This window comes from Halobacteriovorax sp. RT-2-3 (assembly GCF_047085075.1).
In the GTDB taxonomy this organism is placed as follows: Bacteria; Bdellovibrionota; Bacteriovoracia; order Bacteriovoracales; family Bacteriovoracaceae; genus Halobacteriovorax_A.
On sequence record NZ_JBKIYF010000001.1, the window covers coordinates 444,683 to 458,736 of the forward strand.

A 14,054-nucleotide genomic window follows, 5' to 3' on the forward strand; every position below is an offset into this window, starting at 1 on the left:
ATAGACAATTATGATTAGCAATTTAAGCGAAACAAAAGATTTTTATAGCACTATTATTATTGGTGGTGGCATCGTTGGAGCGGGAGTTTTTAGAGATTTAAGTCTCCACGATATTGATACTCTTCTTATCGATAAGAAGGACTTTGCCTCTCAAACAAGTTCAAAAAGCTCGAAGATGCTTCACGGAGGAATTCGTTATCTTGAAAACTTTGACTTCCCTCTCGTCTGGGAAGCACTACATGAGAAGAATCTTTGGTTAAAACTTGCACCGCACCTTTGCTTTGAAGAAAAATTCTATCTACCCATATACTCTGATTCAATTCGTCCAAAGTGGATGATTAGAATTGGATTATTCTTATATGATTTACTATCAAGCTTTCAAAATTCTCCTTATGAGATGAAAAACAAGATTGAAACGCTTGAAATAAATGCAGATCTTAAAGAAGAGGATCTAAAAGGAAGCGGTGTCTACCACGATGCTGTTGTACATGACGGACGCCTAACCATTGAAGTTTTAAGAGACGCTGCAATCAATCCACGCTGTCATGCTCTTAATCATATAGGACTTGAAGATTATGAATTTCTTAATGATGGTAGAATTCGTGTCATTTTGAAAGATGAGATCGAAGGTGTGACTAAGGAAGTTTTCTGCAATGACATCGTTTTTGCAACAGGGCCTTTTACCGATAAAGTTCTAGCAAAGTCTGCGCAAATACATTGGAATCCACAACTTCTACCATCTCGTGGAAGTCATATTTGGATCTCAAAAGAGCGCCTTAAGATTAAAACAGCAATTCTACTAACACCAAATGATGGAAGAGTAATCTTTGTCATTCCGCAAGCTGATCGTATACTTGTAGGAACGACAGAGTCTAAAGTAGAAGAAGAGTACTTTGATTTACAGCCGACTGCAGAAGAGATCACTTACCTATTAGCAAATTTAAACCAATATTTTCCAAAAGCTAAAATTCAAGAAGATGATATTCTCTCATCATTTGCAGGAATAAGACCTCTTGTTAAAGATGACTCGACAGCAACTCTTGGAAAAACAGCACGCGTACACAAATACTTTCAACCACTAAAGAATTGCCATGTTCTAGTTGGCGGCAAGTACACAACATTTAGAACGATGGCCCAAGATGTTGCAAGATCGATAGTACACAAACATAAGAAGGCCTATATTCAAGATAAGACCCTCGCTGAATTTCGCTTCAAAATGCGCTACAACCCATTTAAGCAAAAAGGTTTTACTCCTGAGCAAGAAGCGCAAGTGAGAAAGTATGAATTTATTCGTTGTGAAGAAGACTTTAACAGACGCCTCTAATTTCTTAGCTGCGTCTGTTAGAGAAGTAATTAGAAACGTAAATAAGCACCTGCGATTGCTCTAAATCCACTTAAAGAAATTGTATTCTCAACTGTTGAACCGCCGGTTTCGATGCTAAAAGTTGATGAGCTACTGAAGTAGTCACCTTTTGCATAAAAACCAAATCCTGAATCTAGTGTATACTTAATCCCACCACCAACATTCATATAAGTACCTGAACCTGATAGACTCTCAGTTGTCGATGATCCAGCATTTTGTGGAATTTCGTTAAGAGAAGTCATCGATAAACCAAATCCTACTTCTACGTATGGGATAAAACGATTCGTCGCAAGAGGGTTGAAAATGTGGAAGTTAACTGCTCCACCAAAGTCAATTGAAGAAGACGTTGAATCTGAAATTCCATTGCTTCCTGAATAGTAACCAACACTGGCCTTTAAAGAAAACTTTTGTAAAAAACTTTGCGACTTAGGAAAGAACAACTCAAACTCTCCAGCAAAGCCCAGTGTACTTAACTCAGCATCAGAGCTAACTCCAACGTTATCATAAGTACCACTTAGCATATTAAAGCCTGCCGATACATTTAGGGCCATATTTTTATCTAGAATCTTACTTGGTGTCGGCTTTGACATCGTTTGATTACTAGAAAAAGAAGTTGTTTTAATTGCATCAAGCTCACTTTCTTCATCAAAGCTTTCTGACATTGATTTAGAAGGTTGTGAATAGGCACTTCTTTGCTCAGGAGCTTGACGATTTATATCAACAGGCTCGCCCATTTGTCTTCCTGCAGGAAAAGTTGCTTGTAGAGATTTAGAGCGATCACTTGTCAATTTAACAGGTGATGAAATTTTTAAATTTGCAACCTTATCTCTTTGAATTTCACTAGGCTTAACAATGCGATAAATACTCCAAACAGAGCGAGACGGTGTCGCTTTAATACAGACGGCCCTTGCAAAGACACCAGTTGTGATAAAGAACTTAGCGTGATCTCCAATGACTAATCCATCTTCTAATCCTCGATTCATTAGAATCGTCTTCTTTGAAGATGATGTTTGAAGAATTCTGAAAGTTAACTTCTCATCAATATCGAGAGCGAGAACACTCGAACTCAACAGAGTAATGAGTGAAATAGAGAGAATTTTTAATAAACGTCCTGTCATATCATTTCCTTAAAAAAATATACTTAAACTAGCTATAAATTTTAAATTATTAATTGTTTGATTAAGTTCAAAGTTAGAAGCATCTGTCGCATTAACCTCACTAATCGGGCTTAAACTAAGAAGCTCATAATTTAATTTGGCACCTATTCCATAGCCAAACATATTACCCTTTTCATAATCTCTAAAAGTTGAAATACGAGTTTTAATACCTAGTGAAATTGAAGGTAAGGCCACTAATTCATAGTCATAGCTATAATTAGTGAGTCTTGGCGAAGTTGTCTCACCTGTACCACGCTTTATCCCTAGGCCAACATAAGCAAGCAGTTTATTTCGAACATAAGGTGCATTGTAAAAATAGTAATTCACGTGGGCGCCAAAATTCATATAAGTCATGCGGCCATTGATCCCACCTAAATCAACATTTAGATTCGAAAGATCAAGCCCAAAGTCAACGCTCCATTTTTTTAATGAATCATGTGCTCTAATAAGATGAAACTCATATGAAGCGGCAAGGCCATATCCAAGATTCTGATGATTGCTATCAGAGTCTGTATAATTTGGCATAAGGTTAGAGATAAAACTTAATTGCACTTCATTACCACTTTCAATTGAAAGTACATTTTCTCGCCTAAATTTTTCGCGAGCAATTCCAGAAGATTTTAAGTAGCGACTAAGTTGTTCACTATCCATATCGGCAGACCACAGGGGGCCTTCTTTATCTAAGACGGCCTTAGCTGACTTCGTCACTCGATTCTTTGCTCTTTCTCGTGCAAGACTTTCTTCCATAGTATTTGGAATTGATAAATTTGAATTTGCACCGGTTAGATCTGGCTTTCCACTATAAAGCATTTCCTTATATCCATCTTGTGCAGCAGAAATTTTAATTAATTGATCTTTATTTTGTGCTCCCATTTGAGCATCAAATTCTTGTGCAGATAATTTTGAAGTATCAACAGGCTCTAGCTGGGAGTCCACATACTTATAGCGAAGTCTGCCATCCCTTACGATAATTTCATCACCGTTTCTTAGTTGCGTCTCTTTTGTCACTTTATAGATCGTCGAGTCATCAATATCCTGAGCATAATTCTTATCACTTGGCGTTTCTTTATCTTGAATTAAGTCCGTAGGAACCTGTCCATCAATTGCATGCTGATTATTAAATTCAGTTTTTTTCGACTCATATGCCTTAATTTCATAAACAGGCTTTTTCTTATAGCGGCCACTTGCAGTTTGAGAGCGAATTTGTAGAGCAAGTGTCGCATCAGGCGCGAAGTTTGCACGATTTATCTTATCTCCAGAAATATCCTTGAAGTACCAGTAAGATTCGCGATCAGACACTTTTAAGAGTTCAATGCTACCTAGATAAAGATACTTAGGCTTTTGGTAGTCACCAATACGTATTGACACATCGGCCACGTCACCAGTTTTAAGTCCGGTAAGCTTACCGACAGAAAGCTTTAAGGTGCGTCCAGATTGAGAAAGGGCCACAACTTTTGCCTGCATCATGGCATAAGTATTTGCCATCAATAAATTTAGCAAAAGTATCATTACGAATTGTTTATATTTATCCATATATTTAATTATAACGAATGGAAGTATTTGAAACAATATGGTAAGGTATGTATATTTTTACAAAATTATGCCACGGTGCACCATGAGTGAACGGAGGAAGATATGGCCAAAAGAAAGAAGAATATTCAAATTTTTCGATACGAATGCCAAATGACTGGCGAAGTTTACAAAACAACAAAGAAAGCAACTAATCCAGATGACCTAGTTAGCGTAAATGCATACTACGATATGCATCCAGAAGAAGATGATCGCCCTGAGGAAATTAAGAAAGAATTAGGAATTGAGTAAAATTTAATAAAACGGAGTTTTTAAATGGCACACCACAAAGTCATTATTATCGGATCAGGTCCTGCTGGTTACACAGCGGCCCTATATGCATCTCGTGCAAACCTTGGACCTCTAGTTATTGAAGGACATGAGCCAGGGGGACAATTAACGACAACAACTGACGTTGATAACTTTCCAGGATTCCCAGAGGGAATTATGGGGCCTGAGCTTATGGCCAATATGAAGAAACAAACTCAGAGATTTGGTACTGAATACCTGAGTGGTTTCGTCACTGATATTGATACAACAAAGAGACCATTTACTTTAACAGTTGATGGTGACAAAACTTATACTGCTGATGCAGTAATCCTAGCAACAGGTGCCTCAGCGAAATACCTAGGCCTTCCAAATGAGAAAGAACTTATTGGTAAAGGCGTAAGTGCTTGTGCAACTTGTGACGGATTCTTCTACCGCGACCGTGTCGTTCACGTTGTTGGTGGTGGAGATACTGCAATGGAAGAAGCAACTTTCCTTACAAAGTTTGCTTCGAAAGTTTATGTTGTTCACAGAAGAGATGAGCTACGTGCATCTAAGCCAATGCAAGAGCGCGCTTTCAATAACGAAAAGATTGAATTCGTATGGGATAGTGCTGTAACAGAAATCATTGCTGATGCAACTGGTGTTACTTCAATCAAAGTTGAAAACTTAAAAACTGGTGAAGTATCTGAAAGAAAAACTGATGGCCTATTTATGGGTATCGGACATAAGCCAAATACTGATTTCCTAAAAGGAAAAATTGAACTTGATGATCATGGGTTTATCGTGACTCAAGGAAAGCACCCTGATACAAGCGTTCCAGGTGTTTTTGCTTGTGGTGACGTTCAGGACTCTTACTATCGTCAAGCAATCTCTGCTGCTGGTTCTGGTTGTCAGGCGGCGATCAGAGCAGAAAGATTCATCGAAGAAAACGAATAATCTTAAAAATAAATTGTGGCCTAGTCTATTAACTAGGCCACATTATCTGAAATATACAACTCTACCCTTTCAACTGTTTCATTAAAAAGTCGCTTTACAACCTTACTACCATTTTTAAGTCGCTCAACCATATCTTCATATTCAATTAGCGATCCCTTCGCAACAGACTTTAGGCCAACAGCGCCTTCTTTTAATTGTTTTGCCACGAAAAAATATAGATAAAGATCAGCACACTCTTTTTCGTTTAAATCATGCTCATCAAAAGCATTAATTTTTAAGTCATTGGCCTCAATTGAGATTTGAGGTTGAAAATCTTTTTCAAATAATGGAGTGATCTCACTCGTACGAATAGTAAGATTTCCGCTACCTTTATTAAAAATCATAAGACGTGCAATACAGGCCTTAAGCTCTGAAATATTTCCTGGCCAATCATAATCAAGCAGCATTTTTTGAACACGATGAGAAAGTCGCTTCTTTGCAGTATGATTCTTTAAACTATATTGCGATATGAAGTAATTTGCGAAGAAGAGAATATCTTCCTTTCTTTCAACTAATGAAATTGTTTTAAAACTTGGTATGGCCAACTCTGGAATATAGTCAGTACCTGTAAACATAGTTCGATAAGACTCTCTCTTATCAACTGTATTAATAATATAATTGGCAACACTAGTTGATAGCTTATCAAGGCCCTTAAATATAACGTGGCCATTAATAACGCGATCCCTGATCTTGTCAACGATATCATCAATATCTTTATTGGTCATTTTGGCATAGCAATTAACAATTTCAATATGCGTGTTAGCGGTACTTGATTGCCTTGCAATTCTTTCACATAGAAAATACTTTCCACTTCCTTCACCACCATAAATATAGACAGGGCCTCTCTCATTTGGAGCACTATATTGCTCAAGAAAAGATTGGGCACCCTTTGCAAAAACACTAATCCCCATAGATGTGTTGAAGGCAACATCCGCCTCATAGTCATCGCTGTGATATTCTTCATATTCCTCAATTTCATCACTCTTATAAAAGTAAAGAAGTCCAATTACTCGGGCCAAAAACATAGCCTGCTTAAGGTCATTATCCGTAAATAGCTCATTCTTTTCTTTGTTCGAGAAATTTAAAATACCAAAGATATTTTCATTGTGATCAAAGATCGGACACATCATATATGTTGAAATAGTCGTATTATTAACGACTTCATACATATTAAAAAATTCATCACTAGAAAGAGATTGAGAAAATTTTGATTTGATTCCACGAGGATGATTATAAAGCTCTTCTAGAATACCAACGATTGGATATTCAATTTCTTTCAATTGATTTGTCTGAAAATCAAATTCACTGAATGTATGCTCATCGTGTCCCACAATAAATGCTCGTGCATCGCGGGCCTTTACTATTCTTTGAACTTCTATGATAAATAATTTTATTAATTCGACTTTGTTACGATAATTTTTAAAAATATGAAACAAATCAAGGATCATAGAAACAGAAACATTATCATCAATATCCTTATCAAAGTTATTATCAGAATCATAATTTCCAGCAACAGCTTCATTTAAGACCATGTCATACATGAGATTTCTTAAGCGTCTTTTACCCATTGATGAAACGAGCTCAGTCATAAGATTCATAATATTTTCGACTTCATAATCAATAAACTCAAGGCCAAGGTAGTTATCGCCAATATTGTTAAAATTTGGCCTATAACGTCTAAGCTTTACTGTTTGAAAAAGACGAATTTTTTTGAAACGAATTTCGATTTTGAAAATCTGACTATCAACATACTCTCCTATGAGAACACCAATACCAGTTGTTGAAATATTATCGACAATGACATTAAAAGAATTTGAAGTAGAGTCTCCAATCATTTCATAGAGAATACACTCAATATTATCTGACTCTTTTAGTTTGATACGATAGTTTCTTAGCTTCTTCATATGAATAGTTATCGACTAGTAAAATTACTAACTTTAACTACAAGACATATAAAAATTCTAAAGAAATCGTCGATAAGGGAGTATCTCCAATCGAGCTAAAAATTGAGGAATAATTGAAGTTTAATATTCAAAATTACAAATTTTTCAAATCATATCGTTTTCCAATACATGAAGACGACAAAGTTAGTGCAGAAGTTAGCACAATTGAGCGTGAAAACATAAAGCATAACAGTGTTAGAATCGACTCAATCAACTTATCTGGATTAAATTTCATCTGCTCTCAAAAATACACATTGGGAGAGAAAGTAAAAATCAAAATTCAAACGAAAAGACTATTTAATAACTGGGACTTCGAGCTAACAGGTATAATTATTCGATCTTTCATTTACTGTGAGGATGTAACAAAGACAATCTATGGTATCTCTATTGAACCAAATTCTCAGACAACAGTATTAAAGTACTTCTTAAAAGACTTTTTATCACATTACAGAACCGCAAAACTCAAAGATAAGCTCTTTCAAATCTGCCAAAACAAAATTAAGATCAACCGAGATGACGGTGTTGAACTATTTTCACTTTTTCAAAGTTTGATTCAAAAGACTTATAGTGGAAAAATCATTGATATTTTAAATGAACTTCCTAGCATCTTTCGTTGTGAGAATTATCACATCTTTCTTTTTGATGCCAAAACTGGTGAATTTGAAATAGAGCGAACAAATAGTGACGTGACTCCAAGGGATCACAGCTTTAATAGTATTTTAAAAGAAGCCTATTTCAACAAAGTCATTATCAACAAGAGCTTTCATGAAAAGAAGGCAACGGGTGTTGACCTTGAAATAAAAAACATTCTTATGTCTCCTATCGTGAATCATAATGGAGAAAGCATTGGTATCATTTGCATGTCAAATAGTGTCTCTGGCGGAAAGTTTAATTTCACTATGATTGAGAATATAAAGATCATCGCAAGTCTTATCTCTTATTTCTATGAAGGTAAGAAGCATACAATAAGTAGTGAAAAAGTAGAAAATAAACTTCCTGATCACTTCATATTCAGCGATAAATCACAAACTGGACAGTCGATTATCAACACATTAAACACCATAAAAAACACAAGAGAGAATCTCTATATTCACGGTGAAGTTGGACTGGGAAAAAGCGCCTATGCTCGATATATTTGCGGAGACAATAAAGAAAATATTATCGATTTTAATGATGAAGAAGTGGCCAACCATAAGAAGTTAGAGCAAATAAGTGATCTTACAAACAAGGGAATCAAAGACCTCATTGTTAAAAATATTGAGATGCTAGGCTATGAGGATCAAGCGACTTTCTATAATATTATTAGATCCCTAAAGATTAGAATTGTTACCATTGCCACTAATGATCTTAAGGCGCTTGAAAAGAATGATATTATCCTTACTGATCTTTATAATCTAATAACAACAGTTAAACTCAATGTACCGCCGCTACGTCTTCGTCGAGCTGAAATTGTTGAAATAGCCAAGCACTATATCAAATACGAATGTAGCAAAAGAGCAATACCGATAAAAAAACTATCTCAAGAATCGATAAATGAATTAGAGGCCGCAAACTGGGACTTTAACAACAGTACACTTCATTCTTTAATTGTAAAGGCCATCCTAAAAACCGAGTCAAACGAGCAAGTAATTCATCTTATGCTTAAAACAAGGGATTCCAAAAGAATCGTCAATAGCGACAAAAACACTCAACTACAAGAGTACATCCTTAACACCTTAAATTCATGTGATAAGTCCATCTCTTATAAGAATACTGAAAGTATTTTTGTAGAAAATTTAATGAGAAAAAAAGCTTCTTAGATTTGACAGACCCAGGCCAAAATTGAAATAATTTTATTAACAGATCACGGATCGATCTGAGAGTTTACATTTAGTAACTAAAAATTGCATCGGATAGCAATTTTAAAAAGACCAGGGAAGGTATCAATGAGTAATTTCTTTAAGTACAATACACTCAATATTTCACTATCTAGACAAACTCGCACTTGTAACGTTGTTGTTGCTAACAATGAGCAGTTTTTCAATACTTCAACGTACTTAAATGAACTCGAACACTTCTTTGATTGGTTAACTAATAAAATTGAAATTCATTCGGTAGTTTTTAAATTTGCTAGTGATGATATTGAATTATTCAAGAAAGAAGAATTAAGATTCTTCGATGAAGTAAACCTTGGTAATACCCTACAGCAACTCGCAAGGTTAAGTTGGGGACAACTATTATTACCACAGACGATCCTTTGGTCATTTCAAAAATCAGCTTGCCCATTTAGTCTTGAATTAGCTATGGGTGGTGATATTCGCTACTGTGCTCCTTCTTTTAGTGTGACATTTAACCAACTTGATAAGGGAATCACACCAATGGCCGGTATGAATACCCTTACTAATGAAAAAGCAAATAGTGCAAAGCTTATGCAATACCTACTATCTTCTCAAAGCGTAGGTGCCGATGCTCTTATAAGCGCAGGCCTCATCGGTAAAATCCTTTACAGCGAAAATGAACTTGAAGATATTGTAACTCGTATTTCTAAACAGTCTCCTACTGCAAGAATTCAAACAAAGAGATCATTTAACAACGCTCTTATTAAAGCAATGGAAGATGACCTTTTAGAGGAAATTACTTTTGCTAACTCAACGTTGGCCACAGGTGACTTTAAAAACTACGCAAATGGGAAGGACTTCATTAATCCACGCGACTTTGCCCGTGTTTTAAAGCAAACTCCTACTGTTGCAGAGGCCATCTAGCCTAAGAACGGCCCACCTCCTCTTCAAATAGGTGGGCCAAATAACTGATTTCACGTGAATTTCTCTCTAAAATATAGCTCACCATAAAATATTTACACAAAACCACGTAATACACTTTTTTCGTGTTATAACTTCCTCGAACAAGAAAACAAAAATATTGAATGAGGAGAGAATATGAAAAAGTTAATGATTGCACTTTCACTACTTACAGCAGCGAGCTCTTTTGCAAACTGTAAGCAGATTTCGAAATACGTTAAAATTTATGAATGTAGAGATGTAATTGCCAAGCATGTACTTAAAAAAGGTAAATGTTGGTACAACGATAATATGTATATCGAATCATATAATGCCTTTGCAGGTGTAGCTTTTGTGGAGGAAGTATATTTAAAAGATGAGAATCATAATCTGCTTACTGAAAGAAGAACTGTTCTTAGCACGACAAGTGGAACCAGTGCCGGAGTGCAGGCCATGGACTCATACTGGGATTGTCGTAAGGCCATGAATAATCTTGAAACTTACACTCTAGTAGAAGTTAAAGATCTTTATGGAATTGAACAGTAACAAATCAAATTAAAAAATAAAAAAGTAAACGGAGAAAATTATGAAGAATATTATTTTACTACTATCTATACTAGCAACTACAAATATCCTTGCAAGCACATGGTGTGAAAAAGGTAAGCATGATGAGAACTACAAGTGTCGTGTTTCTATAAATGAATATGCATTATCTGTAGGACAATGTTCTCCCTTTCCATGGCCAAATGGAGATGTTGAATATAGTGCAAAAGCAATGGCCGTCGAAGTATTTCAAGAGTTTGAAGTAAATGACAAGAATGAAGTAGTTTCAGATATTAGATATAACTATATTACAAAACAATCAGTATTCTCTGGAGTCTATGCAATGAGAACGATGAAAATTTGTAATGAAAAAAGAAAAGCGACTACTACTCACAAACTCGCTGATATTAGAAAAATGTATGGATTAAAATAATTAAAAACTAGGCCCATTTTAAGTGGGCCTTTATTATACTGGTCTTAATTCAAAATTAGCTAGCTGTGTAGGAAGCTTAGAGATATCTCGGGCCAAGCCTAGAAGGAATCCTCCCCCTCCGGCGCCACAAAGCTTTAAATAAAAATCATCTGACTCAAGCCCCTCGCTCCAAAGATCACGATAGAGAGCAGGTATCATCGGATTAAAATGTTCAAACTGAAAAGATGACAGCTCTTTAAACTTCTTCCAAAGTTGTTCGCGATCATCAGCAATATAGTACATAATGCACTCATCTGAAATAGGTGTTAAAACACGATCACAAAGATAGGCAAAATCCTTAGATGAACACTTTTCCATAAAAAGATTTACCAATGGCTCAGTTCTTCTTGCACGGCCAGTATTTAAAAGGAAAAGCCCTGGCCCTTTGGAATCATTTTTAAGAACAACTTCAGTTAGTTGCTTCTTACTATCAATTAATAGTGGAACATTTAGATAGCTTATAAGCGGATCAACTCCAGATGAAGAGCCATGAAAATGCGACTCCATTTCTTTAAAACAATCTTTTAAGAATGCGATATCATTTCTTTGTTCATCACATATACGAGCATAGCGATCGAAAACGGCTGCACAAAGAGCACCAGAGCTCCCAACACCATACCCTTGAGGGATAGTCGACTTAAATCTAATACCGCTAGAAATATCAAAAGAAAAAGATTGATGATCAAAGTTAAAGCTTAGCTTCCCTTTCTCATTTTGTTTTTTTAAGTATTGAGAAAATGCAGAAAGCTCAGAATCAATTCCAGTATTTTGATCTTCTGGAAAATTTAATTTCCCATCAAAAAGAGCATATGGCATTGCTAATGCTTTTGAAGAACGAATAATTGAATACTCACCAAAAAGAAGAATTTTAGCACTGAAGCTTCCGATATTTTCCATTATGATTCTCGATTTAGAAACTCAACCTCAACACCATTACCCATGTGATCATGGATAACAATCTCATTATGACACAGCTTAGTTACTTCTTCTTCGATGAATTGACGTACCTTCGCTTCATCTTCTTTCAAATAAAGAATGTGAACATTTGGACCAGCATCAAGAGTGAAACATATCTTTGCGCCTGATTGTGCTCTGAAGTTTCTAATCTTTGCAATAATGGCCAAAGTATTCGGTTCCATAAGAATAAATGATGGTTTTGAATTCATCATCAGGCCATGTAGTTCTAGCGCCTCGGCCTCAACAATTTCAGCAAAAGAATTAAAATCACCACTACTTAAAGCAAAGCAAAGTGAATTAAAGTTATTACATGCATTTAAAAAACGCGTCTTTGCAAATGGATGAGTATTCATAAGAGCGTGACCAGCTGTTGAACTAACGGCCTTTTCACTTGCACTTACAATAGCAATAGAATCACAGATACCTTCAAAAGACTTATCAAAGCTATCAAGCCCAATTGCATAGTCTTGAGAACTACCTTGAACAGATTTTCCCCAAATCGACATTTTTGGAAAAAGCGAGCGAGAAGCACTCCCTGATCCTAATCTGGCCATAAAAGAAGCTTTCTTTAGATAGTACTCTTCGTCGTGATCTTCTTCAGTAACAAGCTTCTCGATTTCACATAGTGCACTTGCAAAGTTAGACATTGAAGCAGCGGAAGAAGCAATCCCTGAAGAATGAGGAAATGAGTTCATTGAATCCATTTCAATATTGCACTCATTAATGAATGGGAAGAATTCGATGGCGCGATTAAAGAATTTCTCAACACGTGCCTGAAACTTTTCATTCTTAAGAGATTCAAATTTAAAATCTAATTCAAATTTATTAGATTTAGTAATCTTATAAGTTGTTAAAGTGTGAGCATTATCAAGTGTCACACTCAGTGAAGGATTAGAAGGCAGTTGCTCCCCATATTTCCCCCAGTACTTGATTAATGCAATATTTGAAGGGCTCTTTACTGTGAAAGAGCGGCCTTCATTTAATTTTTCTATATTATAATTCGTTAACTTGAAATTAGTGGACATTATTAGCTTCAACTTTTGGATCATTATCGACAATTAAATCACGGTAAGGAATGATAACCTTTAGGCCTTTTTCCTCAAAGTAATTTGAAACGTACTTTCTATTATTCATTGTTGAAGCAAGAATGAAATCTCCACCCCATGCACCAAGTGATTTGATTTCTCCATCAAAGTCACTAAACGCCTCTTGCTTAATAGGTTTAAGCTTTAACTGCTTTCCAATGATTTCTTCGTGAGCACGAATTAAGAAATTAAACTCTTCTTGTGTCTTTGCCGCAGCAATCTGATTTGAAAGTTCACTAATTGTATTAATTACTTCCGGTGAATGCGGACGTAATTGATTATAATATTCAATAGCGTCACGAGAATTTTTCTTATGACCTAGATAAATAAAGTATAAATTATTTTTAAATGATGGATTAAATTCTACAGGTGACCACTTTGGCCCATCACCACTTTTTTGATAGATAATTGGATCATCACTTTGCGCACAAGCAATGTCATAACCTGATCCACCTAAAGTATTAAATGCTAACTCAAATGGTGAAACCATAGCCCAATCAGCGATATTATGAATTAATGTCGATGAAGACCCAAGTCCCCATTCTAGAGGGAATCCAAGTTGTGTTACAACATGAACATCAACACCATCTCTTAGAAAGTGCTTATTCTGTCTTCTGGCCTGTCTAAGCATTTGCTGTAGAACCATCATCTCTTTCGTTGGGTTTTCATTTAAGATATTGAAGTGCCAAAACTCAAAGATAACTTCAAACCATAATTTTCCGGCCGGATCATATGACTTCCAATATAACTTTGGGTCAAAAGAAGCCGAATATTGTACGCGAAGAGATTGTCCAACAGTTGTTGGTAGACCAAGTGCTTGAGCACCATCTAAAACAAAATACTCTCCAGATAGAAGTAGTTTTCCATGTCCAAAATATAATTGGCCATTCTTTGGAAGTTCAAGAAATTGCTCTCCTTCCAAATACTTTAAAATTGTGTTGCTTGTGTGTGTTGTGTTCATAAT

Annotated in this window: 13 protein-coding genes; 7 read left to right on the forward strand and 6 right to left on the reverse strand. The window is 35.7% G+C overall.

Annotated features, from left to right (window positions below):
• Positions 1–10 precede the first annotated feature (10 nt).
• On the forward strand, positions 11–1,324 hold the full coding sequence (locus tag ACMAYX_RS02025) for a glycerol-3-phosphate dehydrogenase/oxidase (protein ID WP_103217317.1): 1,314 nt from the start codon (positions 11–13) through the stop codon (positions 1,322–1,324).
• Positions 1,325–1,353: 29 nt separating this feature from the next.
• On the opposite strand, the gene ACMAYX_RS02030 is transcribed toward ACMAYX_RS02025, so the two are convergent.
• Both ACMAYX_RS02030 and ACMAYX_RS02035 read right to left on the reverse strand, forming a co-directional pair.
• Positions 1,354–2,481: a hypothetical protein gene (locus ACMAYX_RS02030; protein WP_103217318.1), complete on the reverse strand. Its 1,128-nt coding sequence runs from the start codon at positions 2,479–2,481 to the stop codon at positions 1,354–1,356.
• A gap of 9 nt (positions 2,482–2,490) precedes the next feature.
• Complete coding sequence (locus ACMAYX_RS02035) at positions 2,491–4,053, reverse strand: hypothetical protein (protein WP_412471461.1); 1,563 nt, start codon at positions 4,051–4,053, stop codon at positions 2,491–2,493.
• Between the two features lie 102 nt (positions 4,054–4,155).
• Here ACMAYX_RS02035 and ACMAYX_RS02040 point away from each other — a divergent pair, with 102 nt between their 5' ends.
• Together ACMAYX_RS02040 and trxB are read left to right on the forward strand one after the other, a co-directional pair.
• Positions 4,156–4,341 (forward strand): hypothetical protein, encoded by a 186-nt coding sequence (locus ACMAYX_RS02040; RefSeq protein WP_412471462.1) that lies wholly within the window; start codon positions 4,156–4,158, stop codon positions 4,339–4,341.
• Positions 4,342–4,365: 24 nt separating this feature from the next.
• Positions 4,366–5,295, forward strand: coding sequence for a thioredoxin-disulfide reductase (trxB, locus tag ACMAYX_RS02045; RefSeq protein WP_103217321.1), 930 nt, complete (start codon positions 4,366–4,368; stop codon positions 5,293–5,295).
• A gap of 32 nt (positions 5,296–5,327) precedes the next feature.
• Here trxB and ACMAYX_RS02050 read toward each other — a convergent pair whose 3' ends face one another.
• Complete coding sequence (locus ACMAYX_RS02050; RefSeq protein WP_412471463.1) at positions 5,328–7,238, reverse strand: hypothetical protein; 1,911 nt, start codon at positions 7,236–7,238, stop codon at positions 5,328–5,330.
• Positions 7,239–7,351: 113 nt separating this feature from the next.
• Between ACMAYX_RS02050 and ACMAYX_RS02055 the strand changes: the two genes are divergently transcribed.
• The 4 genes from ACMAYX_RS02055 to ACMAYX_RS02070 all read left to right on the forward strand — a co-directional run bounded on the left by ACMAYX_RS02055 (position 7,352) and on the right by ACMAYX_RS02070 (position 11,009).
• Positions 7,352–9,076: a hypothetical protein gene (locus ACMAYX_RS02055; protein ID WP_103217323.1), complete on the forward strand. Its 1,725-nt coding sequence runs from the start codon at positions 7,352–7,354 to the stop codon at positions 9,074–9,076.
• 126 nt (positions 9,077–9,202) lie between these two features.
• Positions 9,203–10,018 (forward strand): enoyl-CoA hydratase/isomerase family protein, encoded by an 816-nt coding sequence (locus ACMAYX_RS02060; protein ID WP_103217324.1) that lies wholly within the window; start codon positions 9,203–9,205, stop codon positions 10,016–10,018.
• Positions 10,019–10,192: 174 nt separating this feature from the next.
• Positions 10,193–10,579: a hypothetical protein gene (locus tag ACMAYX_RS02065; RefSeq protein WP_412462647.1), complete on the forward strand. Its 387-nt coding sequence runs from the start codon at positions 10,193–10,195 to the stop codon at positions 10,577–10,579.
• Between the two features lie 40 nt (positions 10,580–10,619).
• Positions 10,620–11,009 carry a hypothetical protein gene (locus tag ACMAYX_RS02070; protein ID WP_412471464.1) on the forward strand — a complete coding sequence of 130 codons (390 nt, stop codon included), beginning with the start codon at positions 10,620–10,622 and terminating at the stop codon, positions 11,007–11,009.
• Between the two features lie 33 nt (positions 11,010–11,042).
• On the opposite strand, the gene ACMAYX_RS02075 is transcribed toward ACMAYX_RS02070, so the two are convergent.
• From ACMAYX_RS02075 to ACMAYX_RS02085, 3 genes are read right to left on the reverse strand one after another with little or no spacing between them, the layout of a single operon-like run.
• Positions 11,043–11,945, reverse strand: a complete 903-nt coding sequence (locus tag ACMAYX_RS02075) for a mevalonate kinase (RefSeq protein ID WP_412471465.1) — start codon at positions 11,943–11,945, stop codon at positions 11,043–11,045.
• Positions 11,945–13,030 (reverse strand): diphosphomevalonate decarboxylase, encoded by a 1,086-nt coding sequence (mvaD, locus tag ACMAYX_RS02080; protein ID WP_158246823.1) that lies wholly within the window; start codon positions 13,028–13,030, stop codon positions 11,945–11,947. Before mvaD ends, ACMAYX_RS02075 begins: the two co-directional genes overlap by 1 nt.
• Positions 13,020–14,051 carry a GYDIA family GHMP kinase gene (locus ACMAYX_RS02085; protein ID WP_103217328.1) on the reverse strand — a complete coding sequence of 344 codons (1,032 nt, stop codon included), beginning with the start codon at positions 14,049–14,051 and terminating at the stop codon, positions 13,020–13,022. The genes mvaD and ACMAYX_RS02085 overlap by 11 nt, the downstream gene beginning before the upstream one ends.
• Positions 14,052–14,054 lie beyond the last annotated feature (3 nt).